The sequence below is a fragment of the Hymenobacter sp. genome, from assembly GCF_036387835.1.
GTDB lineage: Bacteria > Bacteroidota > Bacteroidia > Cytophagales > Hymenobacteraceae > Hymenobacter.
Genome location: NZ_DASVSY010000099.1, coordinates 53,069 through 77,541, shown reverse-complemented (window position 1 = coordinate 77,541; position 24,473 = coordinate 53,069). Strand labels below are relative to the sequence as shown.

Sequence of the window (24,473 nt, the reverse complement as noted above, 5' to 3'; positions counted from 1 at the left end):
CGTTTAGTCGACCCTAACGGCGCTTGGGAGCTATACCAGCAACTTCGGTTAGGTACTTGTCAAGTACAATCTGCTCATCGAACTTCGATTCGGCGAGGCGCCGGCCAGCACGGCCCATGGCTTCTAGCTCGGCATTAGGAAGCTCGAGAATGTGCAGCATTTTGTTGGCCAGATCGGGCGCGTTGCGGACTGCGCACAGCAAGCCGTTCTGGCCATCTTCTACAGTTTCGCGGCAGCCGGGCACGTTGGTCGTGACAATGGGTTTGCCCATAGCGGCGGCTTCGAGCAAGGTTTTGGGTGTGCCTTCGCGGTAAGATGGCAGCACCACGCAATCGGCTTGCCGGATGTAAGCAGCCACGTCGTCGGTGGTACCGAGGTACTCGATATGGCCGGCCGTGAGCCACAACTCGAATACCGCCCGTTTCACCCCTACCCCACCCGACTCATCGACTCCGCCTAGCAGCTGCACCCGCGTGCCGGGCACCGCCTCCCGCACCAGCCGGGCGGCCTCGAAATATTCTTCGACGCCTTTCTCGTAGAGCACCCGCGCAATCATCAGAAACACAAACGGCTCTTGGCGCTTGAACTCGGCGGCCGGTTGAAAGCGCTTAACATCAACCCCGGAGCCGGGCAGCACGTCGGTTATTGCCTGGCGTACCAGCCCATGCTGCAGAAATAGCGCCTGGTCGTCGCCGTTCTGGAAAAACACCTTGCGGGGAAACCGAAAGGCGTAGCGGTAGAGCTGCAAGGCCACCTTGCTCACGAAGTTGGGCACCAAAAACACCGTCCCCAAACCCGACACGTTGTTGATGCTAGGAACGCCCGCTAACCGGGCGGCCAACGCCCCATAGATGTTGGGCTTGATGGTATAGTGCAGTACCACGTCGGGCCGTTCGCGCCGGTAGATGCCGTAGAAACGGCGCGTGAGCTGGGCGTCCTTTACCGGGTTAGTGCCCTTGTTCTCCATCAGGATAGGGACATAACGGCAGCCTAGCTCGGTTTCCAGGCGCTCAGAGTAAGCATCGGGGGGCGCAATGGCTAGCACTTCATGACCGGCCGCCTGCAACGCTTTTACCAAGCTGCGCCGAAAATTCCAGATATTCCAAGAGGTATTGATAACGATGGCAACGCGCACGGAAGGGAATGAGTGACGGAGTGAATGAGTGAGTTGTTATTAGCTAGCAAAGATAGGCAGGGCAGGAGGCACGAGGCTGGCAGGAAATGAACAGTAACCTTCCGACGGCATCTAGGTAGTTGAAAAGACTACCGTTCTGATAGAATAAATCAGCCTTTTGCGTGGCTTTTTACGGCCTTACCTTTGTTTCCTTCTTGTTGGTTCACTTAATCGCTCAGTTACTTAGTTGCCGTCCGTGTCATTTTCCACTTTGCTTCTACGCCTGCACCTGTTGGCAATACTTGCCTTTTTAGTGTTCTACGCCACCAAAGCCGCCCTCCTGTTTCTGAGTCGCCACGAGGCTTTAGGCAAGTTGCGCGCCCGTACCCGCATCGTCGATTCGCTCCTGGGGTTACTTATTTTAGGGTCGGGAATATGGCTGGTGGCGCAGTACCCGGGCGCGGCTCCTCGCTGGCTATGGGTGGAGCTCGTTCTGACTTTGGTGCTGTTGCCGTTGGCTATTGCCGCCATGCGCCGCCAGTACAAGCCAGGCGTGGCCTGTATGCTACTAGGCCTTTTGTACCTGTACGGGGTGGCCGATGCCGGTAGCCTTACCTTACGCCGCCCCACCCGCTCTACCGCCGCTGTTCCCCTAGGCCGCCCCGAAACCACGCCCACACCCGATGCCGCCCCGCCCGTCGACACGCTGGCCGACGACGAACCCGGCCTTTCGGAGGCGGAAGCCGATGCCCTGCGAGCCGCTACCGCCAGTGCAGCTATTGCCTCGCCCCCGGCCGAGCCCGAAGATGACGGGGAAAGCGTACTGGCCGATGGCAAAGCCTTATTCACTAAAAACTGCGCGGTGTGTCATGGCGCCAATGGACGCTTGGGCCTGAACGGCGCGCACGACCTTAGCAAAAGCAACCTCAATACCACTGGCCGCGTGTACATGGTCATGCAAGGACTAGGCAAGATGCCCGCCTTCAAAGACAAGCTTACCACCGCCCAGATCCAGCAGATAGTAGCTTACTCCCTGACGCTGAAGTAGAAAGCCAGTAATTTGTTCGCCCATGCAACAAACTCAGCGCGTAAGGCTATTTGCGTTGATGTAATACAATCAACATCGATGCCCCACCCGGTACGAAACCGGATGGGGCATAGACTGGAGTTTTAGTTTATTCCAATAAATTCTCAGTACTGTACGCTGAGTTGGCGGCGGGTTTGAGTTTTACCCTGACGCACTACCACCTGATACAGCCCCGACTGCCATGCCCGCGTATCCAGGTGAAGCCTGGCGGCCATGATAGAGTTCGAGCGAAGCACGACTAGCCCTTGGCCATTGTAGACGGTTACCTGTATGGGCTCGGATGGCGTGCTACGTTGTGCGTTAGCCGGCTGTAAGGTTGGTAGGGCTGGATCCGGTATTTCACTGGCTACTTCTACATAGCCATCGGCTGGGTTGGGGTATAGCACGTCGTTCGTGCCCCGACCCTGATTCTGGCCGTAGTACTCATACGAGCTGACCGTTTGGCCGGTAGCATCGGTAGCGCGAACCTGCACGGTCACGTAGGTGCGGTTGTTCATGCACAAACTAAACACCGGACCACTGCCGGCAAACTGTCCCTGGAAATTACCGCCCGTATTGGCTGCGTAGTCCACGTACCAACTGTAGGTGTAGGGCCCAGTGCCACCGCTGGCCTGCCCGGTCCACTGGGCATTGTTGTTGCGGCCCGAACTGGAGAAGCAGGCAGAGGTGTACACCAGATTGGTAATGGCCACCTCGAACGGGGCACAGGCCGCGACGGGCACCGAGGCGTTGAAACTGGTATTCGGACAAGGGCTATTGACTGATACGGCTACCTGGGCATTGGCCGGGCCGATGGCCGTAGTAGTGAAGGTGGGGCCGGTGCCGGTGGCCGGCGAAAAGGCCCCGGCCGGGCTGGTAGTCCAGGAGTAGCTAGCCCCCGCGAAAGAGGGCGCGGAATACGTGACGGTGCCGCAGGCGCTGGTTGGTCCCGTAATGACGAGTGGCGGGCCGCACTCCGAGGAGCAATCCTGTGGGTTAGGCAGCGTGTTGTTGACGTCCTGCATCTCGTTGAACATCCACTCCCCGTTGCGGGCAGTGAAAGCTAAGTGGGCTGGTTGAAGTACGTGGTGCCGTTGGCCTGGTAGGATTCCTGCGCGACAAAAGCGGCAACCTGCAAGCGGCTCACTGGTGCTACGCCATTGCTGTAGCTGCCGAACAGGCTGGCCTGATTGATAATTTCCGCATCCAGGCCGCTGGCCGTAGGCACAAAGCTAAACCGCTCTACCGCCGCCACATTGAGCGTAGCATCTAAGAAAATTAAAAAACTACCCCCGAAGGGCTTGTTGAGGCCGCCGGGCGTGCCGCTCACCGGCTCGGTACCACCGGCCGGGGACACCCCATCCCAAGCCAACAACCCGCTGGGGCAGGCATACGAGACGCTGGTGGTGGTTGACCTATAAATAAAACCCAATAAACGAAGACGCCTTTTCAACTGCATATAGGAAACCCGGCGCGACTGTCCGCCCGAAGGCAGGGCATTAACGATTACCTGCGTTTCGTAGCTGTAGCGGCTAATCAAAGGAAAAGGCGAAAGGAATAGCCGCCCGTCAGCGTGAAACAGCTCGGTGTAGGAGCCAAATAAAATTTGGTTGCACTGCGAGCCCTGGCTGGCAGCCACTACTCGGTAGGTGGGCTGGGCACCCGTAGCCGAGAAAGTGACCATGCCCCGGTAAGCGCCATCCAGAAAGCTGTTGGCCTCGAAACCGCCGGTAGCATCGGTAGCCCTATGCACCAGCATCTGCCGGGTGGCAGGCTCGTCGAGTAGCAGTAGCGCTTGCTTTAAGGCCGGTATCATGTCGGCGGTCGTAGACGAACCTAATGGGAAGTTGGCCTGACGAATGGTGGCCTGCAGGCCCAGCGGTACGTTGGCACCGCGCTGGGGGCTATCCTGCAACAGTAGCAGCCGAGTGTGAGTAGGCCGGCCGGCCTTGGTTATCTCGGCCAGCTTGTAGCGGCTGATCAGGCCGCCCATGCTCATGCCCATAACCACGTTGTCTTCGCGCTGATTGGTGGCGGGGTTCACTACTTTCAGCGTTTCCACTCGGTCGAGCACGTCCTCGAAGATAACCGCGTTGCGCAGCAGGTCATCCGTGCCGTTGGTGAAGTCAATAAACACCAAGTCGTACTCGCCTGTGTTGTCCAGCGCATCGCGGAAGTTGAAGCCGTTCGCTATTTCTATTTCCTCTAAGAACTTGCTAACGTCATAGTTTTCGGGCGAGATAGCCGGCGCGATGAAATGCTTGTCATAACCTTCTACTACAATAAAAGGGCGGATAAGCTGGGTATGACTGCCGCCGTAGCGGATGGATACCTTGGCCCCGGAATGCACGCCCGGCACTGGGTCGATGTCAATCACCGAGCCCGGAACGGCGTAGCGGCAGGTGGTGCAAGCCACGGCGGGCTGAGCCACTTCTATATCGAAATGGCTTTCGTAGCTGGGCAGGGCCTGCGGAGCGGCTTGCTGGATAGGACTGGTCGAATTGGAGATAGTGTACTGTTGGCTGGCATAAGTTACGCGCACCTTGATACGCTTGGTGCCGGCCGTGGCGTAGCTGGCTGTCACCGGCTGATTCCAGGCGGCAGCCACGTAGCCCCGGCCATCGCCGAAGTCGATACGCAGAGCCTGCACCGTGCCGCCGCCGCTCTGAATGTGCAGGTCGGGCTGGAACATGAATGATACGTCGCCGGTGGGAGCGGTAGCGCGAGCAGGCGCGGCGGCAAACAGAGTGCGAAGCAGATACGGGGATTTTGTTCGTTCGGGCACATCGTAAATCTGACCGTTCTGGTAGCTGAGCAGGTTAAGATCAAAGGCATCGGGCCGGACGGTGGCATAGTCGATGCGCTGCACGAGCAGCGGAATAGCAGTGCCGGCCGTAGCGGTGGCAGCCTCAACGCGGGCGTTAAGGGTTTGCAGGGTGGGCAGCGGATTAGAGCCGCTGGCACGGGCCGAGTAGGCACTAGCGTAGAGGAAGCGGAAGCCGGCCGGGTTGGTCAGGCTGCTGTCGGTGAGCGTGCCGTTGAAGGGGTCGAGCGGGGCCAGCGGCAAGCCGTACTCGATCAGGAAGCCGGTAGGCACCTGTGTTTTGTCGAGCGGGGCAAAAAGATAATCGAGCTGCTGGCGCGTGTCGTCGGTGAGGGCCTGGGCGCGCAAGGCAACGGGCCTGCCTAGTAGCAGGGCCAGCAGGAAGGTAAACAGATACGCATGTTTCATGATAAGAGGGATAAAGGATAATGGTGGAAGGAAAAGCAGGCTTACAGTCTTTTGTCGAAGCGTCCCTGTGTGACCTTGATGGAGTCGCAGCCGGGTTTATAAAGCGTGAAGGAAAAGGTGCCGGAAATGACGCCGGCTTGCAAGTCAAGGCGCGTGATGGTGAGGGTACCGCGGCGGTAACTTACATCAGGCACCTCTCCATAATAATCACAGGGAAAGGTCTTGCCTGTGTCAGTGTAGAAGACCTTTCTATCTCCAACTAATACCAGCGGGTAAGAACCCGTTTGACTAATTCGGTCACCGCCCAAATTGATATATTGATGAGGTCCAGTATTACTGGGAGCGGGGTAGCGGTAGGCGCGTATTGAGAGGCTGCCCCCCGCGTAGCCAGGGTCGTAAGTGATACGGAAGTTTTCGCGGCCATCATTACCCTTGGGCGTCCAGGGCTCCCCATTGAGCAGACAGCCGAAGGTGCCGGCCCCGGTCTGGGTGGCGGGTGGGAGTTGCGCTTCGGGCGTGGGGTCGTTGTCCTTGCACTTCGAGCATTGGGTGAGCAGCAGGAAACTGGCGTAGAGCAAGAGTTTGCGCATAGGGATAGAAAAGAAGAAAGCAGAAGAAACAAAAAAGCACATGCCGCTGCCGGGCCATTAAAGGCCGGGGCAGGGGAGCATGTGCAAGAGGTGGTAAGGGGAAGCCGGGTGTGCGCCTAAGATAGGACTATATCTAGTATTTATAATGTTATTTCATTATTACGCTTATGCCCGCCGCTGAAGGCGGTGCGTGAGCCTCCGTTACCAGCAGCGAGGCGCCTTCCGCGGCGGCAGGCGGCTACCCCAAAATATCGGTTGTCTGCTTACTTTGTTATCCGGGCATCCAACTTCTGCGTAAAACCAGAACATCCACCAATGTGGCAGCTACCCGGCATAATCCATAACTTAAGGTGCCGAGCGGGCTCTGACTGGCAGTCTTACGTCGGCAAGTGAGGCCAACTCTCCTGCTTCGCCCAACCCACACCTCTCATTCCTCTCAATTTTTGCCTGCATTTTAATTTATGGCGAAGAAATCTAACTCCGGCGGGCGCCAGCAAACCAATAGCACCCGCCACCCCGGTGCCACCGACGCTCCCCGCGGCAACCAGCCCACCCGTAACGCAAACACGGGCACTTACGACACCGCCCAGCAGCAAGAAACTGCCGTGCTGGTTGCCGTACCCGACAAACGCCAACTCGATGCCCGCACCCAGGAGTATCTGGATGAGCTGGAGTTTCTGGCGCAAACCGCCGGCGTCGAAGTCAAGAAACGCTTCGTGCAGCGCCTGGACAAGCCCGACATCCGCACGTTTGTGGGCGAAGGCAAGCTGGCCGAAATCAAGGCCTACGTGACACACGCGGGCATTAGCGTGGTTATTTTCGACGATGATTTATCGCCTTCGCAGCTCCGCAACCTGGAGGCGGAGCTGCAAGTGAAAATCGTGGACCGCTCACTGCTCATCATCGATATCTTTGCCACGCGAGCCAAGACGGCTACCGCGCGGGCCCAGGTAGAGCTGGCGCAGTACCAGTACCTGCTGCCCCGCCTGACGGGTTTGTGGACTCACTTGAGCCGGCAACGAGGCGGTGGTGTGAGCCAGCGCGGACCGGGGGAAACGGAAATCGAGACTGACCGGCGCGTGGTGCGTGACCGGATAGCGCTGTTGAAGGAAAAACTCAAGGACTTCGACAAGCAAAGCCATACCCAGCGCAAGTCGCGCGGGGGTGTAGTGCGGGTGGCGTTGGTGGGGTATACCAACGTGGGCAAGAGCACCATCATGAACATGCTCAGCCGCTCCGATGTGTTTGCCGAAAACAAGCTCTTCGCCACCGTCGACTCCACGGTGCGCAAGATTTCCTTCGACAGCATTCCCTTCCTGCTCTCCGACACGGTCGGGTTTATCCGCAAACTGCCCACGCGCCTCATCGAAAGCTTCAAGAGCACCCTCGACGAAATCAGGGAAGCGGACTTGCTGGTGCACGTCGTGGACATTTCGCATCCCACCTTCGAAGACCAGATCGAGGTGGTGAACGAAACGCTCAAGGATATTGAAGCGGCCGACAAGCCTATGCTGCTGGTGTTCAATAAGATTGATCAGTACCGCACCGATACGGAAACCGAGCGCGAGGCCGGCTTCGAGGGCATGAACGAGGATGAAGACGCGCCCAGCCGTCCGACGCTGGCGCAGCTGCAAGACACGTACATGGCTAAAATGCACGACCCTGTTATTTTCATTTCGGCCACAGAGCGCGAGAATATCGATGAGCTACGCGCCTTGATTACGCGCCACGTGGCCAAAATTCATTACCAACGTTACCCCAACACAATCATAGATCATGTAGATGGCGAGTAGCTCTTGCTTCTATGCGGTGCTAATTGGCCCTGGCATAATTGCCAGGGCTTTTTTGTGCTCATTCGACGAAGCGGACGCGTTGCTTGCGTCAAGGCAGCTTTGCTGGCAGTTGGTTGTTGCCCGGCTCTGTGAGGCGCTCAAGTATGGACTAATGATTTGCGCTTTGCCAGTCATGACACATACCGCCGAGCAACCAATTGCTATTCAAATAGAAAGATACACTATGTATCTTTTTCAAGATATCACAATCCTATACACTATAAATTAACATATTCTTAATATATTCCCTCCTATTATCCCTCCTCCACCATCCAAAACCAACAAAATCGCGAGTATGAAATCAACTTTCTACGCATTGGCCCTCTCTTTCATGGGTCTGAGTTCTTCTGCCTTTGCGCAGAACTTCAATTTAGCTCTTGACAATACGCGGGCTACCCCAGGCAAGCAATGTGCAACTATGGAGGTGCTGAAAGCACAAATGGCTGCCGACCCCTCCCTGGCTAAGCGCATGGCTGCGGTAGAAGAGCAAACTAGAGCTTTTGAAGCTAATCTGGCGGCTAAAGGGAAGGGGGCAGTAGGAGGCGTTGTTACTATTCCGGTAGTAGTGCATGTGCTCTACAACACTGCGGCTCAGAACGTGAGCGACACGCAAGTAAGAGCCCAGATCGACGTATTAAACAAAGACTTCGCTAAAGCTAATTCCGATGCCAATTTGGTTCCGTCAGCTTTTGCAGGCTTGGCGGCCAACACCAACATCCAATTTGCTCTCGCGCAGCAAGATCCGACGGGAGCTTCGACGGGGGGTATCCTGCACGTGCAAACCAAAGTATCGTCGTTCAGCACCAATGATGCGGTGAAGAACTCGAAGCGCGGCGGCGACGATGCCTGGCCCGCTAGCCAATACCTCAATTTGTGGGTGTGCAACTTAGGTGGCGGGCTACTTGGCTACGCGCAGTTTCCGGGCGGCACCGCCAAAACCGACGGGGTAGTAGTGCTGTATTCGTCGCTGCCTGGTGGCTCGGCAATTCCTTATGATAAAGGGCGGACCGCTACTCATGAAGTGGGGCACTGGCTGAACCTGCGCCACATTTGGGGCGACGCCTCCTGCGGCAACGACCTTGTAAACGATACGCCTACCCAGCAAACCAGCAACTACGGCTGCCCTACATACCCACACGTTACCTGCAACAACCAAGGTGATATGTCGATGAACTACATGGACTACACCGACGATGCGTGCATGTACATGTTTTCGGTGGGCCAGTCTGCCCGGATGAACGCCGTGTTTGGCGCCGGCGGCAGCCGTGCTTCGCTGCTAAGTTCGCCGGGCGCCACGGCGCCACGCCAGTTGGCTACGGCTAGCCAAGCGCAAGTTCGCCTTTATCCTAACCCCGCTACCCAAACCCTGAACGTGTCGGTACCGGAGAAGCAAGCCACTACTTGGAGCGTGAAAGTATATGACCTCAGTGGCTACGAAATGAAGCAAGCCCGCTACGACGGGCAAGGCCGTGTAACAGTGGCCAGCTTGCCCCAGGGGCTGTACCAAGTGGTTATGTCGGACGGCCAGCAAACAATCCGTCAACGTTTCCAGAAAGATTAGCTTACTCACTGCCAGAACTGAACTGTGTTGCAGCATAGCCGGTTTTTAGCACCCACCATTTTCCTCGTTCACCTACCTGAAAAGCCCGCCTATCTGGCGGGCTTTTCTATTTGTGCGTCCTCCAAACGCCTCTTAACCAGGAGTTTATTCCTTGGTTAGGTCCGCACTATCGCCTGGTGCAGGAATGCGTTGGCTTGGTTCCCGCTGCTTTTTATGGGCCGATAAACAACCAACTAGAATTAGCTTCTTTGTTGTGCTCCACGCCTAAAATAACCATTTTGCAAACCTCATAGTAAAGAGGCCTGCTTCCGAGTTATATCTTACCCTGCCCGCATGAAAAGCCTATACCTGATGCGCCACGCCAAATCCAGCTGGAGCTTCGAAGACCTAACGGATGAGCAACGCCCCCTCAATGGCCGGGGCCGCGAAGACGCACCCCGCATGGGCCAGGCGTTGGCCAAACGTAATATCCAGCTCGACTTGCTGCTTTCCTCGGCGGCAGTGCGGGCCCTCACGACGGCCGCTTTGGTGGCCAAAGAACTGAACTACTCCCACGAGCAAATTGTGGTGCGCCCCGAGATTTATCATGCCGATGTGCACACTTTGCTGGACGTGGTGCGCTCCTGCCCCGACAAAGCTAACTCGGTACTTCTGGTAGGGCACAACAACACGATTTCCGACTTCGCCAACTTGCTCTCGCCGGGGGCCCTGCACGAGGAGATGCCTACGGCGGGTATTGTGTGCCTGCACGTTAACGTGCATAAATGGGTTGAGCTAGATCAGTCGAACACCGAGTTTTACTTCTTCGACCGACCGCGCGACAAGCCGCGCGAAATCGAATAAGCCGGCAGATTAGGTGAATAACAACTGAAAAGTCAATTCAAATTGCCGATTACCACGTAAAGAGCACAATTGTTGCAGCTTCGCCGAGCAGACTAAGCTACTTCCAACCAATGGGTAAGCAGCTGTTCGAGAGCGACAACGCCCGCCAGCACTGAGCGCCGATCAGTAGGAAGAGTTTGCTTCGGGACACCAGATAAAGGAGGACGCTCTTGTACGTGATGGTTTTTCTTGATCATGGAAAAAATCGAAAAGAAAGCCGCTGAAAAACCAGTGCTGCTAAATCGGGAATTGAGTTGGCTGGCCTTTAACCGCCGTGTGCTGCAGGAAGCGCAGAACCCTGAGGTTCCGCTATTAGAGCGCCTCAAGTTCATGGCTATCTTCTCCAGCAACCTCGACGAGTACTTCAAGGTGCGCGTGGCCACGCTGCGGCGGCTGGTGAAGCTTAAAAAGAAAACCCGCGCCAAGCTCGCCGACGACCCCACCGCGCAGCTCAAGGAGCTACTGGAAGAAGTGCGGCGCCAGCAGCAGGAGTTCGGCGAAACGTTTCGCAACAGCCTGCAACCCGCTTTGCGCGAGCAGCACATTCACCTGATATCAGAGCACGACCTAAGCGACGAGCAGCGGCAGTGGGTGCATCAATATTTCGAGCAGCACGTGCAGGACCTTCTCTCGCCGGTCATCCTCGACGACAACCTGCACCACCTGTTCCTGAAAGACCAAACCGTTTACCTCACGTTTTACCTTACCGAGCCAACGGAAGGCGGCGCCAAAAAGAAAAAACCCACTGCCGACGAGCGGGTGTTGGTGATGGAGCTGCCCGTCAAGCGGCACGGTAGCCGCTTTGTGGTCTTGCCTAGCCAGGGCGAGGAACGTTACGTGATGTTTCTGGACGATGTGGTGCGGTGCTGCGCCCACACGCTGTTTCCGAAGTTCAACAAGCTGCAAGTACACTCTATTAAGCTCTCCCGCGACGCGGAGTTGGATATTCAGGAGGAAGTGTCGGGCAACTTGATGGCGAAGATCAAGAGCAGCTTGCAGAAGCGCGAAACTGGCTACCCCGCCCGCCTGCTCTACGACCCGGCGATGCCCAAAGAAGCGATGCGCGCCTTGATGCAGAAAACCGGCATCAGCGCCGAAGAACTGGTAGAGGGCAGCCGCTACCACAACTTCCGCGACTTTTTCGGCTTCCCTGATTTGGGTTTAAACCACTTGGTGTACGAGGAGCATCCGCCCCTACCTCACCCCACGCTACCCCGCACCGGACCCATGCTGCCGGCCATTGCCGAGCGCGACCATCTGCTAAGCTTGCCCTACCAGTCGTTCGACTACGTCACCCGCTTCCTACTCGAAGCCGCTAACGATCCGCTGGTTAGTGGCATCAGCATCACGCTTTACCGGGTTTCCAGCAAGAGCGAGGTAGCCAAAGCCCTACTGAAAGCGGTGAAGCACGGCAAGCAGGTAACGGTGGTAGTGGAGCTAAAAGCCCGCTTCGACGAGGAAAGCAACATGTACTGGGCCGAGAAGCTGCAAAAAGCCGGCGCCAATGTCATCTACGGGATTCCCGAGCTGAAAGTACACAGCAAGCTCGCCCTCATAACCCGCGCCGAAGAAGGCCACAACCGCCTCTACGCCTACTTGAGCACCGGCAACTTCAACGAAAACACCAGCAAGATTTACGCCGACCACGGCCTGTTCACCGTCGACCCGCGCCTGACCAGCGAAGTGGCTGAGGTATTCCGCTACTTCTACGACCGCCAGAACAAGGCCGGCAGCTTCAAGCACTTGCTGGTGGCACCGTTCGAGCTACGAGAGCAACTCAATGCCTTAATCGACCACGAGATAAAGCTTGCCAAGCAAGGCAAGGATGCTTATATCATTCTGAAGTTGAATGCCTTGCAGGACGAGCGCATGATTCTGAAGCTCTACGATGCCAGTGAAGCCGGCGTGCGGGTGGAACTACTGATTCGGGGAATATCCTGCCTCATACCCAACTTGGAAGGCCAAAGCACCAACATCAGCCAGCAAGGTATAGTAGACCGATACCTCGAACATGCCCGCATCTACGTGTTCGGCAACGGGGGCAAAGAGCATATCTACGTGGCCTCTTCCGACTGGATGGCCCGTAACCTGGACCGCCGGGTGGAGGTTGCCTTCCCTATTTTTCAGGAAGACCTGCGCGCCGAAATCCGCCACCTGCTCGACCTCCAGCGCCACGACAACGTGAAATCCAGGGACTGGCAAAACAACTTCATTGGGGCGGAAAACCCCGACGCACCCCGCGTAAGATCCCAGAACGAAACGTATGCGTACCTGAAGAAACTAAGCCGCAAACGCAGCAAGCCGAAGCCTGCTCAAGAGTAAGGTTGAAAATCTGTTGGAACCTGCCTGATGAAGATGCAGCCTTGCGTTGCAATGACGAACGACTAAACTCCAGTAGACACTTAAACGCAAGGCTGCGCTTTCGCCCCTGCATCAGGCAAGCCTCTCTGAAATTTATTGGAAACAGCAACAGTCGATTTTACCCAACTAGAAACTGTCATTCCGACGCAGGAGGAATCTGGCTTACTCATTGAACGAGTTAGCCTCAGATTCCTCCTGCGTTGAAAGGACAGTTGCTGGCTAGTTTTCAGTCAGCCCTTGAGCGCATTTGCTTTCTACCGACCAACGCCGAAGAGGCCAAGCAGCCCTTTGGTGGGTACGATAAAGATTTCGAGGCTGGCGTACGGAGCCCAGTCGAATTGGCTATCGATAATTTTCTCCCGGTCTTTGTTGGTGCGGTCGAAGGCGTCGAAGGCGTAGTTGTAGCGGTAGCCACCTTCCACGCCTAGCCAGATGAAGTCATACAACTCCCGCTCCCAACGACCCCGTAGCTTCACTTCCGTTTCGCGAAGCTCCAGCGTACGAAGGGGCTTGATACCGGGCTCTAGCTGGCCGTTTCCCAGCCGCCGCTCCAGTGGGTCCCGCAGCTTGATAATGTAGTTATACCCGTCGACGGTGTAGCCAGCCGTCAGGATGGAGCGAGGCGAGACGTTGTAGCGAGCAGCTACGCGGGCCGGGAAAATGGCTTCCAGACCCCAGCGCGAATTGAAGGTGCGGTTGTAGAGGATGGCCGGATACGGGCTGAACCGGCCAAACGTGTAGCCAAACTGCACACCCACTCCCCACGAAAACTCGGGGCTGCGCTTCCAGCCGTACAAAAACTCCGACGATACCCGCAGGTAGTCTTTTACGTTCAGCTCGCTTGAGGTATAGTCGCCGCTTAGCTCGCCTTTGATCCGGAAGATGTACCAGTTCACCGCATTTACCGGCCGAATAACGGCGAGCTGCGCCCCTACTGTTTTGAGGCCTTTGTCCTCGATGTTGTCGTAAAGTTCGTAGGTGGTGGGAGCGTTGTGGAATTCAAACTCTTCCCGCTCGTAGTTGAAGCCCAGAATCAGCTTCAAGTGGGGGCGGTTGAGCATGGGCACATACCCTTTAAAAATAAGTCGGGCATTCTTTTCGGCATCGGCCGAATAGTTAGGCAAGTTTGCCACCTTAGCCGTCGATGCCACGCCGAAGCGCGGCATTCGTTCGTAGTGAAAAATGATGCCTTTGCTCGGCCCCTGATTCACGACCGAAGGCGTGGCAAACTCCTGGTCGCGCCCTACTTGGTCGGCGGCCAGGGTGTCGGTGGGCGCCGGAGCTGGGGCCGGAAACACCGGCGTGGGCGAAGCGGGTGGCGTTACTTGCGCCACCGCTGGTGGTACAGTGAGCAGCATGCCGCCAAACCCAATAAAAGCGACTTTGCGCCCCAACTGAGCCCGAAATGTTAGAGTAAAGGACATACGCTCCAAGGTGGAAAATTGAAAACTCCGCGCTGTTTAGTGTTAACGCATGATGCGGCAAAAAGGCTGCTTTCAACCAGCCGTTCCTTGCGCTGCAGCAGGCCGCTGCATTTCTACGAAAGGAAGAAGCTAGTCTGACCCGACTGGTGCTTTTCCTGATTAAGATCTTTGGGCAATTTAGCGTTCAACAGGTAGTGAAACGCTAAACGAAGACCAAGACCAGAACGTGTGAAGCGGAGTGCAGAAATCCGGTGACTCCAATTCCGCACTCCGCTTTTCGCATCCTTATTAGAACAAGAAGTCGAACCCTATGAACACCAGGTTTTCTTCACCTCGTGAGTACGTTACGTTGATGACGGCTTGCTTGAGAATATCAACCCACACGCCACCACCATATGCCGTGTGGTAGGCATCGAGGCCCGTTTTGATGTCGTAGCGCGAGTACACCCGCGCCGCGTCGGCCAGGCCCATGATACCAAACTTACCGGGCAGCAGATAGGCGTTGAACTCGAAGAGCTGGATACGCACCTCGGCGTTGGCATACGTACTTGACCGGCCCGAATAGCGCGTGCGACGGTAGCCACGCAAGTTGGTGGTACCACCCAGGGTGTTGGCCTGGTAGAAACGATAGTCGCCGAGGTTGCGACTCGCGCCGATGCGCCCGGCCCAAGTTAATTGGAACGGGAAGTTGGGGCTCAGATAGAAGCGGAATTCCGAAGCCAGCCGCCCGTAGGTCAGCTTCTCGGCGTTGATTTGCTTGTTGTATTCCACCGAGTTGTACCAGCGCAAGCCAATCCGCGGATTCTTGGGCGACGAGGCGGCATCGATGTTCAAATACGCCCGGCCCCCTACGTAACGGTTCAACTGAAAGTCGGAGGCGCGAATGCCGGCGGAGGTGGTGCCGGGCTGGCCATTGCCGTCGGCATCGAGGCTATTTGCTATTTCGCTACCAATCTGGTCCGACGATACCCGAAACTGGTCGTACTGCGGACCGATACCAAACTTGAGGAAGCTAAAGACATCCCGCTCCAGCATCGGCGACACATACAGCCGCGAGAAGCGCACCCGATAGGTCTGGTTTATGTCGCGGTTGCGGTCGTCATCGGTGCCAGCCAGAATATTGCGGGTATCGTTGCCTAAGCCAAAGTAGTTGTAGAGCAGCTGCGGCCCGTAGAGCTGCGCATTCACGCGCAAATCGTACTTGCCAATCACATCCACAAAGTGCCCTAGGTAGCGCACGTTGTAAGCGCTTTGCGAAGGCGAGTAGTTGGCTGCCAAGCTCTGCTCAGAGGAATATGGCTCTTTGCGAAAACCGTAGGTCCGATACACCGCGCCGCCCCCTATAAACAGGCGGTCGTCGATGTTGTAGCCGAAGTAGGCCGTTGGGCCAAAGTAGTTGAGGGTGTAGTCTTTGCGGTCGGAGCGGGTGTGCACGTCGTAGCGGCTCACGTCGATGCCTGGTTCGGTGCGCAGGCGGGTGTCTTTGCCGGGCGTTATCACGTTGCCGGTATCGGCGTCGTACACGTGGGTATAGTGGCGGAAGCCGGCCACGTTGGAGTGGTCGGTAATCGAATCTTTGTCGGTACCGGCAATGATGCGCAGTTTCGTGCCGCGCTTCACGTCGCCTTTCACGTCGTAGATGTCGTTGCCCTCGAACCCATAGAGGCGCAGCTCCTTGGTTACTTTGTTGTCGAAGGTGCGGTCGAAGAGCTTCTTGCCTAGTTCACCTTCCTTGGTTATTTTCTGAACGGTTACCCGCGTCTTGTCGTCGGCCAGGCGCTCCACCACAAATTTTTCGCGCTTGCTGGAGCCTTTCACCTCCGTCACCTTGCTAAGCATTTCGTAGTAGTCGGCGGCTACTTCGGGCAGCAGGTCGCGGCGGCTTTTCAGCTTGGCTACTATTTCGGGGCCGTGCAGGTCGTAGATCTGCTTGGGCCACCGCTGCCGGAACGCCTTTTCAATCACGTCGTCGGTGAGGGACGCTTTCAACTCCTGCGCCTGTTTCACCCACTGCTCTTTCGTAACGGAAGCCAAGTACACCCGGTCGTTGCTGAGGGCCGTCAGGTTCAGGCCTTTCCAGTCGGCGTAGTCGGCCCCAAAGTTTTGGAAGTTGCGGATGGCCCACTTGCGCGAGGCCAGGTACGGAAATAGCCCGTCGCCCTTAAAGAAGGCAATGTCCCGGTCTTCGGGCACGGCCGTAAATGTCCGGTCACCTTCCTTGTCTTTTTTCTCGGCCCAGCGCCACTGGTCTTCGTGCCGGTCCCAGTCGCCAATCCACATATCGAAGAGGCGCGAGCGGGCAAAGGCCTTCTCGTTAACCTGGTTGTCGTTGTCGTCTACGAGGCGCTCAAACACTTTGTCGGTACCCACCAGGTTCTCGGCATTGCCAAGGGAGGCCACGTTGCTTTGGTCGTCTTTGGCATCTTCTTCGATAGCGCCGGGCGTGTTCGAGAAACGGTCGAGGTACTGCCCGAGCAGGGGGTCTTGCGGAATGTAGCGCAACTCAGGGTTGGTGTGCAGAATGCCGGCAGCCGTCGCCAGCGGCGGTACAACAATAGAGCCGTACGGATGCTGCGCCGAAATCTGGTCTTGCAGAATATCGGCCGCCGCCCCGGAGCGCAAGGCTTCGGGCAACACCGCCGAGGGGTCTTTGTTGAGGCTACGAATGGTGAAGTTGCGGCCTTCCTCGTTGCGCACTTTCAGCGAAGCTGTTTGCTTGCCGCCGCCAATCTTGTAGGGCGTAAGGCCGCCTTGCTCGGTGGCTAAGTCGAGCACGGGAAACTTCACGGGCGTGGCCCACTCCTGGCGGTAATGGTCGCCAAACAAGGCAAGGTGCAGCTTGCTGCGGTCGGCGTAGCGCTTGTTGATAGCCAGCGTGATGGTGCTGTCCTTGAAGTTGGGGCGCGGCCCGGCCGGGACTACCGGCGCGGCTTCGGTGGCAGCTACGGGCTGCGCATACAGCGGCGTGCGGTACACGAGGCGGGCCGTTTCGCCGCGGTTATTCGGAATCCAGTACTCCACCCAGACTTGGCCGTCGTCGTAGTAATTCACCCGCGCCAAGCCTTTTTCCTTGTCCGAGAAGGTGGCTCTGGCGCCGTTGCCGCTGCGGGTGTGCTGCGTTTTGCAACCCGACCCACTCACTATCTGGTGGTAAGTGGGCATGCGGAAGTACTGCAGGTTGTGCTCGTGCCCCGAGGCGTAGATGATGTTGGGGTGCTTGGCAAAAATGTCTTCCAGCCCCTTTTTATAGGCTTGGTAGAGCGGGTGCGGAATATCCTGGCTTACGCCGCCATACTTGCGTGCAAACGGATACACCGACCCGATAACGGGCAGCGGAATAAACGCGTATTTCGCGACAATCGACAGCGGGAACAGGTGGTCGGCCACAGTGAAGTAGCCGCCGTGAATACCGTCGGACTGAATAGGATGGTGGCCAATCACCATAATATTCTTGTCTTTGTTGCGCTCAATAATGTCTTCCAGCTGCGTGAAGAAGTCGGTTTCGTTGGCTACGCCGCAGCCGCTGTTGGCGCCGTAGGGCCGCTCGCCTTCACCCTGCAAAAACCACTGCGAGTTGATGGCAATCATCACCAGATTATCCTGCAAGCGCACCTCGAACGGTCCCGGACACGCATTGCGCGGAATAAAAAAGTCGCCGGTATAGGAGAAGGCCACCGAATCGTTGGTCATGAAGTTTTCCACGAAGCGCTGCTCGCGGTTCACTTGCTCTACGCCGCCGTTCTTGCCCTGCTTCCAGTCGTGGTTGCCGGGTATCATATACTTCTCGCCGTCGTAGTTGCGCAGCACGTTCAGCTGATCGACGATGCGGCGCTCGGATTCCTTGCGGTCGGAGGCGCCTTCTTCGGGCATGCCGTTTTCGTAGATATTATCGCCGAGGTAGATGGCCGTGCTTTTTGCGCCGGCCGCCAGCAGCTGCTTGCGCATGAAGTTGAGAGAAGGCTCGCCACCTTTCTCCGAGGACTCGGGCTTGCCGACATCCCCAATCAAAAACACCGAATACGTAATTCGGGAACTGTCGGGCGGTGTTTTTGATTTCCAGTTTTCAGCACCCCTGGTATAGTTGGGACGGACAGGATGTGGGGTCTGCGTGGGTTTTTGAGCCCATGCAGTGGCACTGCCCAGCATCCAGACCAAACCACAAGACAAGAAAAAACGCTTCATATAGAGGCAATGGAGAAAGAATGCAAGCTTAGAGCTTAGTGCATAAACCAAGCACTAGCGGGCGCAGTTATCAGAAATACGAGTAACTTACTGAAACGGCTGCCTCAGGACAGGCTTCAGCAAGCCAGGAATGCCTGCCCTACGCAAACGTATGATGCACGGTTGAGATAACCGTATAAAAACCTCCATGTACAATTCGCGTTCAAAGTCGGTTAGGGCTGCTGCCCCGTTACCGCCGCTCACTCCCCGCCCTTGAAATGGAACCTACTATAACGCTCCAACCGGCTAAGGCCGAACGATCTGAAATATTAAAGCAGGCGAAAGCCTTTGTCACCAAGCTGATGGAAGAGAAGCTTCCACCTCAGCTCGTTTATCATTCTCTGAAGCATACTATTTCGGTAGTGAAAGAGGCGCGCACCCTCGGCGAAGACTCAGGCCTGGACACCCCCGACCAGGAGGCGCTGTTGCTGGCCGCCTGGTTTCACGATACCGGCTACATTGAAATTAACGACGGTCACGAATACCGCAGTATGGCGTTGGCCGAAAACTGGCTGCGCCAGCAAGGCTACCCCGAACCGCGCATTCAAATAATCAAAGACACGATTCGGGGCACGCACCGCAACGAAGTGTGCGAAACCGAGTTGCAACAGTTGCTCAAAGACGCCGACATGAGCGGCATGGGCCGCGAGGAGTTTTTTGCCAACGCCGAGTTGCTGCGTGCCGAGTGGGAAACCACGCTGGGCAAAACCTACTCCAATGTGGAATGGGCCGAGTCGCAACTCGACTTTCTATCGTCGGCCAAGTTTCTGACGCCAGCGGCCAAGGCCCGGTACCAGGAGCAGTTCAAGGCTAACGTGAAAGAGCAACGCGACCTGCTCAAGAAAACCGAGAAAAAGAAGAAAAAGAAGGAGGAAGAAGCCACTGGTACGTTCGCCGAGCCCAAGCGCGGCGTCGAAACCATGTTCCGGACCATGTACAGCAACCACATGAAGCTTTCGGACATGGCCGACAAGAAAGCCAACATGATGATTAGCTTGAACGCGGTGCTGCTTTCGGTTATCATTACTTACCTCGGGGCCAAGGCCGGTACCAAGTCGGGAGTACTCAGCCCCACCATCGTCAACAACCCGGTGCTTACCATCCCGATCGGCTTGCTGCTGGCTACGGCTTTGGGCTCGGTCGTGACGGCTATTCTGTGCGCGCAGCCCGACGTTACCAGCTTTAAATGGCTGAAGAAAAGCCCCCAGATTGCCACCAACCGCCGCGTGAACCTGCTCTTCTTCGGCAACTTCAGCAAGCTTAGCCTCGACTCGTTCCACTCCGGAATGAACCAGATCATGAGCGACAAAGAGGCCTTGTACACCAACATGGTAACCGACATCTACTACCTCGGTGACGTGCTAACCCGTAAATACCGGCTCCTGCGCATCAGCTACACCATCTTCATGGTGGGTTTGATCCTGACCTCGCTCTCGTTTGGTATTGCGCTGCTTTACAAAATGTAAAGTTTTTGAAACGAGAGCTTTATGATAAAAGGGGGAGTAGAGTGGGTGGCTCTGTGCATAGCTACCCACTCTACTCCCCCTTTGCTTTTGCTTACTCCCTAACTTCTGGCTTGGGTCATCTTCCGATTCGACGTACCTTTGCCTTACACTTACTGGCCCCGTAGTTCAACGGATAGAATAAGGGTTTCCTAAACTTTAGATGTGAGTTCGATTCTCGCCGGGGCTACCAGCCACCCTCTTTGCCTGAAGCAGAGAGGGTATTTTTTTGTATTAATCTTATATTTAAAATAATTAATTTGGCTATTATAATATTTATATCAGATTTGTATAATCAAAACCAGTCTTCTGCGTCCCCTCGTAGATGGTTTACGCCCTGAGTGCCATACCAATACCCTTTGCAACTTTAATTTACGTAATGGAATCCCTCTTCTTGAGCCCGACACCACAAGGTCGTCGGGTGTACCTGTATGCCGTGCCCGACGGGATACCGCTCTACTTCAAGCACAACGAACTAGCACAAGAGCCCGGCTATCAGCCGCTCTGGCGTGGTAGCCCCACTTCTATTTCCGAACACGAAGCAACCACATTAGTAGCGCAGCTAACAATGCCTCATGCTGGCTACCGCAATTACCACCACCCTGCTGAATCAATGTTGGGGTTCCCAACTGCCAAGGAATCCTTTCAATCAGCCGTAGAGCGACTAGGGCAACAGCTAGAGTACGCGCCAGGCACTTGTCCTAGCGAGGTATTAGTGGGTGAACTGCCAGCACTCTAGCAGCTATTCGCCGAGCAGACCATTAGAAACAGCATACTTGATAAGCGCCGCCGTATTCTTGGCCTGCGTTTTCTCGATTATATTCTGGCGGTGCGTCTCGATGGTGCGCTTGCTGGTAAACAGCTTGTCGGCTATTTCGGCATTGGTCATGCCTTCCGATATAAGCCGTAGCACTTCCAGCTCCCGTTTCGATAAGTCACCTGACCGAGGGCGTGCGGTATCGATAGGCGAGGTTGTGTTGCGTACGGTTTTAAAGAGCATATCCATCCCAATTTCCGTGCACAAGAACGGCCGGCCACTCGCCACCGTCCGGATGCCATAGGTAATTTCGGCGATGTCGGCGTTTTTGAGCACGTAACCGGTGGCACCAGCTTCTATCATGCGGTGCACGTAGTTTTCGTGGTTGAGCATGGACAGTACCAATACCCGCACTTCGGGGTACTGCTCGCGCAGATGTTCCATGGTAGCAAAGCCATCCATGACGGGCATGTTGATGTCCATCAGCACCACATCAGTGGGCGTAGTAGTCAGCAAGTCCAGCAGTTCCTGCCCGTTGCTAGCTTCGCCTACCACCTCCAAATCAGGCTGCACACTCAGTAAGGCCCGAATGCCGTCGCGCAGAATGGTGTGGTCGTCGGTTAGCAAAACTCGAATCATAGCGGCCAGAAAAAAGAACAAAGAAACGGTTGAACCCGTGGTACGTGCAACAGTAACTGCACTACCCGAGAAGACGCTTCGGACAGATACGAAGCAGTCTTGACCAACAGGCTAAGGCTATACGTTCTTTTCGAGCAGATTGATACCAAACCTCCGTTATGTTTCGTTTAGTTCTTAGATCGGGCAGATTAAATAAGTATTAATCACCTAGTTAGATTACGTATTTAACTGTACTCTAAGCTATTTGCAATATATTAGCTTTACGATAGTAGTGGGAAGTGTGCCAAAGAAGTGAAGGGGAGAATTGAGAAGGCACTAGCAGAGTAAGTAATTGTCGGTTCAATCCTTTCTCAGAGCTCACAAAACCACTTTATCGTCTTTCAAAGGCTTTCCTGAATTGATTTTTCAGTTTGTTGCCATGATGAACGTATACCGCGAGATTCTGCCGGACAGCTACTTATTAATTCTGACGGATGAGGAGCACAGCGCCGAACCAGAAGCACTACACCGGGCTTTGCAACGGGCCGGAGGGAGTGGCAAAAATAACGTGTGGGTGGATTGCAGTGAGCTTCATCAGCCCTCGCAAGCAATAATCAAGCTGCTGAGCGACTTTTACATTAGGCTCCGCCATCAGCACATTCAGCTGATATTGTGTCATTTAGAAGACGGGCTCCAGCAAGCAATACTCCAGCTACCGCCCTCCTCGCAGCCGCTCGTACTCGCAACGCTGCTCGATGCCTCTTTATACTGCCGCAACCTGCACGCTACCCGCCAGCTGTCAGCGGCATAGCGCAGCTTATACGGTTAAGCCTTCGAAAGTCCCTGCTAGGGGTTGGTAAAAGCTCGTTGTTGCCTGTTAGAAATTGGTGGCCTTACAAAATTTGTACTGTCCCGCTGTTAGCTTCTAGTAACTCACTATTTGCACGGCTACTGTAGAGCTTCTCTCCAGAGAAATAGTCATACTTGCTGTGGCGGTTGATGCTGTTTGTTTACGTATTCAACCAGCAGATGAAGCCGGGTTATTTAAAGGCAGCTTCGGCGAGATAGAGCTGTTCTGCGCAACGGCTAGATGAGCACGGATAGGCCGCTTATAGTGAGGGCCACTACCACCGTATTGAAGCCGAACGAAAGTAAGCCATGGAGCAACGCCAGCCGCCGTAGCTTCTGGCCGGAGATACTGATATCGGCCGTTTGGGCGGTCATGCCCACCACAAACGAGAAGTAGGCGAAGTCGAAATAGTCAGGCTCCTTTTCGCCGCCAGGAAAATCCAGCCCACCCTCAGGCCAGCCATTGCCTGCGCCGTAGAAAATATGCGCGTAACGGAGCGTGAACATGGTGTGCACCAGCAGCCAGCTTGAAAGCACGCCCGCAATAGCCAAACCTACGTGCAGATAGCGCATATAGCCCGTGGTAGCATGCACCGACGAGAGCAGAAACACGACTGCCAACAAGCTGCTGCTAGCCGCCACCAGCACAAAAGCAAACACGAGGCGGCGGCCAGGGTCTTCGCGGGCCACAATACGCCGGATGTGCGTTACTTCGGCACTCATAAAAATGCTCCAAGCCAAACCCAAGGCCGTAAGCGAGAAGAAGTCCCAAGCCAGGATAAGCCGCGTCATGGGGTGCCAGGCAACGGGACTCAACAGGAATGCCGCCACCGCCGGTACCAACCCCAACGACAGCCGCAGCCAGGTAGGTAGCAGGCCTATGCGGTGTTGCAGGGTCAGCTTAGGCGAAGTAGGATGGGAAGACATGCGGCAACCAACCGAATAGGTAAGCTGAGGAATTTCAAGCTGAACTTTCAACCAGGGCATCTACTTGGTAGGCCCCGCAACCGCGTCGGTGGCTATGCGCGTGGGCGTATCCTGGCCGCTAATGATACTGCTGGCACTGCGCGCCACGGCCTCGACGATGGTACACAGATTGGCTAGGTCCAGGGTTTGCATTTCATCATCGACGGAGTGATAAAACTTATCAGTGGGCAGCTGGGCGGTACTAATGGTGTGCGCCGGAATGCCAGTCAGGGCCAGTGCAGCATTGTCGGACTGGTAGAACAGGCTCAGCTCGGGGTATGGGTCGGGCTCAAACCGAAACGGCGTGCCCCGCAGGTTGCGTTGCAGAATGGCGCCTAAGTCGGACTTGTCGAAGCCCGTGATAAAGGCGGTACCGGGCCCAAATTTAGCGCGTTGGCCAAGCATTTCCAGGTTGAACCCCGCTACTATTTGCTTGGTGTCGAGCTGTTGGCAGAAATACTGAGCGCCTAGGCTGCCTACTTCCTCGGCCGTGAAAGCCACAAACACCAGGGTCCGCGCATTGCTTTTTTGCTGCGCATAATATTCCGCCAGGGCTACCACGGCGGCCGTGCCACTGGCATTGTCGTTGGCGCCGTTGGCAATAGAGTCGCCAGCCACGGCTGGTTGAATCCCGATGTGGTCGTAGTGGGCAGAAAAGACGACTTGCTCGGGGGCCTTGGCTTTGTCCTGGCCCGGCAAGATGCCCACCACGTTCTGCGCTTCCAGCTCTTTGATGCGGGTGGTGCCTTCTACCTGATATGTTACGGCAGCGGGCAAGGCCGCCGGCAACAACACCAGTACCACCGACGTGGAACTAGGCGGGCCGAGGTTGAAACGCCCGTTTTGCTTGAAGCGTAGCGCCTGAGCCCGAAACCGTTCGGCGTGGGCCGGGTCGAGGAGGACGAGCAGGTTCTCTTTCGTTTCAAGTAAGGGCATCACTTCTTTCCGGAAATCGGCAGTCGGTCCTACTCGTACCACGCGCGGCGCGTTGGGCAGGCTGTTGGTCCAGCGCAACTGGGGCTGGCCGGAGAGCAGCAGCACGTTTTCCGAAGCTACCGGCACTTTGTTGAGCACGGCCTGCACCTGTACCGTTCGGGTTTCATACACCTTGAACGTCTGCCCGAACGAGGTTTGCCCCGGCAAGGGCTTCAGCCCAATCCGCTTGAACTCGGTGGCCAAAAACTTGGCGGCCTGCGCCGCATTGGTGGTGAGGGCGCGGCCCTGCATGGCATCGGCCGACAACGTTTTCTCGACTCGCTCGACGGTGGCGCCCGAGATGCTAACCTTGGCCAACTGCCCCTGCCCGGATGCTGCAGGTACCAGACCTGCCCAAACCAGGAGCATCAAAAAGTGTTTCATAGCGCAGGAAGTTGTAGCCTTGATTTGACAGGTATCCTCCCGTCTGCCACGGGTTGATTCGACAGCAGACGGACGCCCGTTTACGTTGCAACCGCAACAGCTACGCACCAATATAGTTACTCCCCGTACCTTGGGGCAC

General features: G+C 56.0%; 17 protein-coding genes and 1 tRNA gene. 9 read left to right on the top strand and 9 right to left on the bottom strand.

Annotated features, from left to right (window positions below; all coding sequences use genetic code 11):
- Positions 1 to 13: 13 nt before the first annotated feature.
- Positions 14 to 1,135 (bottom strand): glycosyltransferase family 4 protein, encoded by a 1,122-nt coding sequence (locus VF639_RS19075; protein ID WP_331147532.1) that lies wholly within the window; start codon positions 1,133 to 1,135, stop codon positions 14 to 16.
- A 271-nt stretch (positions 1,136 to 1,406) separates the two neighbouring features.
- Here VF639_RS19075 and VF639_RS19070 point away from each other — a divergent pair, with 271 nt between their 5' ends.
- Positions 1,407 to 2,162, top strand: a complete 756-nt coding sequence (locus VF639_RS19070; RefSeq protein ID WP_331147531.1) for a c-type cytochrome — start codon at positions 1,407 to 1,409, stop codon at positions 2,160 to 2,162.
- Positions 2,163 to 2,305: 143 nt separating this feature from the next.
- Here the strand turns inward: VF639_RS19070 and VF639_RS19065 are convergent, their stop codons facing one another.
- From VF639_RS19065 to VF639_RS19055, 3 genes are read right to left on the bottom strand one after another with little or no spacing between them, the layout of a single operon-like run.
- Positions 2,306 to 3,217 (bottom strand): T9SS type A sorting domain-containing protein, encoded by a 912-nt coding sequence (locus tag VF639_RS19065; RefSeq protein ID WP_331147530.1) that lies wholly within the window; start codon positions 3,215 to 3,217, stop codon positions 2,306 to 2,308.
- A 26-nt stretch (positions 3,218 to 3,243) separates the two neighbouring features.
- Positions 3,244 to 5,412: a hypothetical protein gene (locus VF639_RS19060; protein WP_331147529.1), complete on the bottom strand. Its 2,169-nt coding sequence runs from the start codon at positions 5,410 to 5,412 to the stop codon at positions 3,244 to 3,246.
- Between the two features lie 41 nt (positions 5,413 to 5,453).
- Positions 5,454 to 6,002, bottom strand: a complete 549-nt coding sequence (locus VF639_RS19055; protein ID WP_331147528.1) for a Riean_0653 family protein — start codon at positions 6,000 to 6,002, stop codon at positions 5,454 to 5,456.
- Positions 6,003 to 6,463: 461 nt separating this feature from the next.
- On the opposite strand from VF639_RS19055, the gene hflX reads away from it, so the two are divergent.
- The 4 genes from hflX (at position 6,464) to ppk1 (ending at position 12,599) form a co-directional block, all read left to right on the top strand.
- On the top strand, positions 6,464 to 7,795 hold the full coding sequence (gene hflX / locus VF639_RS19050; protein ID WP_331147527.1) for a GTPase HflX: 1,332 nt from the start codon (positions 6,464 to 6,466) through the stop codon (positions 7,793 to 7,795).
- A gap of 334 nt (positions 7,796 to 8,129) precedes the next feature.
- The gene (locus tag VF639_RS19045) at positions 8,130 to 9,395 is read left to right on the top strand and encodes a M43 family zinc metalloprotease (protein ID WP_331147526.1); all 1,266 of its coding nucleotides are present in this window, start codon (positions 8,130 to 8,132) and stop codon (positions 9,393 to 9,395) included.
- A 333-nt stretch (positions 9,396 to 9,728) separates the two neighbouring features.
- A complete protein-coding gene (locus VF639_RS19040; protein ID WP_331147525.1) occupies positions 9,729 to 10,238 on the top strand; it encodes a SixA phosphatase family protein in 510 nt (169 codons plus the stop codon).
- Between the two features lie 234 nt (positions 10,239 to 10,472).
- The gene (gene ppk1 / locus VF639_RS19035; protein ID WP_331147524.1) at positions 10,473 to 12,599 is read left to right on the top strand and encodes a polyphosphate kinase 1; all 2,127 of its coding nucleotides are present in this window, start codon (positions 10,473 to 10,475) and stop codon (positions 12,597 to 12,599) included.
- Between the two features lie 293 nt (positions 12,600 to 12,892).
- Here ppk1 and VF639_RS19030 read toward each other — a convergent pair whose 3' ends face one another.
- Together VF639_RS19030 and VF639_RS19025 are read right to left on the bottom strand one after the other, a co-directional pair.
- Complete coding sequence (locus tag VF639_RS19030; RefSeq protein WP_331147523.1) at positions 12,893 to 14,062, bottom strand: DUF6268 family outer membrane beta-barrel protein; 1,170 nt, start codon at positions 14,060 to 14,062, stop codon at positions 12,893 to 12,895.
- A gap of 288 nt (positions 14,063 to 14,350) precedes the next feature.
- A complete protein-coding gene (locus tag VF639_RS19025; protein WP_331147522.1) occupies positions 14,351 to 18,244 on the bottom strand; it encodes a metallophosphoesterase in 3,894 nt (1,297 codons plus the stop codon).
- A gap of 257 nt (positions 18,245 to 18,501) precedes the next feature.
- On the opposite strand from VF639_RS19025, the gene VF639_RS19020 reads away from it, so the two are divergent.
- The 3 genes from VF639_RS19020 (at position 18,502) to VF639_RS19010 (ending at position 20,524) form a co-directional block, all read left to right on the top strand.
- Positions 18,502 to 19,749: a Pycsar system effector family protein gene (locus VF639_RS19020; RefSeq protein ID WP_331147521.1), complete on the top strand. Its 1,248-nt coding sequence runs from the start codon at positions 18,502 to 18,504 to the stop codon at positions 19,747 to 19,749.
- A gap of 154 nt (positions 19,750 to 19,903) precedes the next feature.
- Positions 19,904 to 19,978 (top strand) — tRNA-Arg (locus VF639_RS19015).
- A gap of 186 nt (positions 19,979 to 20,164) precedes the next feature.
- Positions 20,165 to 20,524, top strand: a complete 360-nt coding sequence (locus VF639_RS19010; protein WP_331147520.1) for a hypothetical protein — start codon at positions 20,165 to 20,167, stop codon at positions 20,522 to 20,524.
- A gap of 3 nt (positions 20,525 to 20,527) precedes the next feature.
- On the opposite strand, the gene VF639_RS19005 is transcribed toward VF639_RS19010, so the two are convergent.
- Positions 20,528 to 21,181 (bottom strand): response regulator transcription factor, encoded by a 654-nt coding sequence (locus VF639_RS19005; protein ID WP_331147519.1) that lies wholly within the window; start codon positions 21,179 to 21,181, stop codon positions 20,528 to 20,530.
- A 418-nt stretch (positions 21,182 to 21,599) separates the two neighbouring features.
- Between VF639_RS19005 and VF639_RS19000 the strand changes: the two genes are divergently transcribed.
- Positions 21,600 to 21,971 carry a hypothetical protein gene (locus tag VF639_RS19000; protein WP_331147518.1) on the top strand — a complete coding sequence of 124 codons (372 nt, stop codon included), beginning with the start codon at positions 21,600 to 21,602 and terminating at the stop codon, positions 21,969 to 21,971.
- Positions 21,972 to 22,246: 275 nt separating this feature from the next.
- Here VF639_RS19000 and VF639_RS18995 read toward each other — a convergent pair whose 3' ends face one another.
- Both VF639_RS18995 and VF639_RS18990 read right to left on the bottom strand, forming a co-directional pair.
- A complete protein-coding gene (locus VF639_RS18995; protein WP_331147517.1) occupies positions 22,247 to 22,936 on the bottom strand; it encodes a DUF1345 domain-containing protein in 690 nt (229 codons plus the stop codon).
- 60 nt (positions 22,937 to 22,996) lie between these two features.
- Complete coding sequence (locus VF639_RS18990) at positions 22,997 to 24,334, bottom strand: M20/M25/M40 family metallo-hydrolase (protein WP_331147516.1); 1,338 nt, start codon at positions 24,332 to 24,334, stop codon at positions 22,997 to 22,999.
- Positions 24,335 to 24,473: the final 139 nt, after the last annotated feature.

Excerpts from the sequence above, each read along its gene's own strand:
- VF639_RS19040 (WP_331147525.1), top strand. The coding sequence starts at position 9,729 with ATGAAAAGCCTATACCTGATGCGCCACGCCAAATCCAGCTGGAGCTTC.
- VF639_RS19065 (WP_331147530.1), bottom strand. The coding sequence starts at position 3,217 with ATGTTCAACGAGATGCAGGACGTCAACAACACGCTGCCTAACCCACAG.
- VF639_RS18990 (WP_331147516.1), bottom strand. The coding sequence starts at position 24,334 with ATGAAACACTTTTTGATGCTCCTGGTTTGGGCAGGTCTGGTACCTGCA.
- VF639_RS19005 (WP_331147519.1), bottom strand. The coding sequence starts at position 21,181 with ATGATTCGAGTTTTGCTAACCGACGACCACACCATTCTGCGCGACGGC.
- VF639_RS19020 (WP_331147521.1), top strand. The coding sequence starts at position 18,502 with ATGGAACCTACTATAACGCTCCAACCGGCTAAGGCCGAACGATCTGAA.
- VF639_RS19025 (WP_331147522.1), bottom strand. The coding sequence starts at position 18,244 with ATGAAGCGTTTTTTCTTGTCTTGTGGTTTGGTCTGGATGCTGGGCAGT.
- ppk1 (WP_331147524.1), top strand. The coding sequence starts at position 10,473 with ATGGAAAAAATCGAAAAGAAAGCCGCTGAAAAACCAGTGCTGCTAAAT.
- hflX (WP_331147527.1), top strand. The coding sequence starts at position 6,464 with ATGGCGAAGAAATCTAACTCCGGCGGGCGCCAGCAAACCAATAGCACC.
- VF639_RS19000 (WP_331147518.1), top strand. The coding sequence starts at position 21,600 with ATGATGAACGTATACCGCGAGATTCTGCCGGACAGCTACTTATTAATT.
- VF639_RS19055 (WP_331147528.1), bottom strand. The coding sequence starts at position 6,002 with ATGCGCAAACTCTTGCTCTACGCCAGTTTCCTGCTGCTCACCCAATGC.
- VF639_RS19045 (WP_331147526.1), top strand. The coding sequence starts at position 8,130 with ATGAAATCAACTTTCTACGCATTGGCCCTCTCTTTCATGGGTCTGAGT.
- VF639_RS19010 (WP_331147520.1), top strand. The coding sequence starts at position 20,165 with ATGGAATCCCTCTTCTTGAGCCCGACACCACAAGGTCGTCGGGTGTAC.
- VF639_RS18995 (WP_331147517.1), bottom strand. The coding sequence starts at position 22,936 with ATGTCTTCCCATCCTACTTCGCCTAAGCTGACCCTGCAACACCGCATA.
- VF639_RS19030 (WP_331147523.1), bottom strand. The coding sequence starts at position 14,062 with ATGTCCTTTACTCTAACATTTCGGGCTCAGTTGGGGCGCAAAGTCGCT.
- VF639_RS19060 (WP_331147529.1), bottom strand. The coding sequence starts at position 5,412 with ATGAAACATGCGTATCTGTTTACCTTCCTGCTGGCCCTGCTACTAGGC.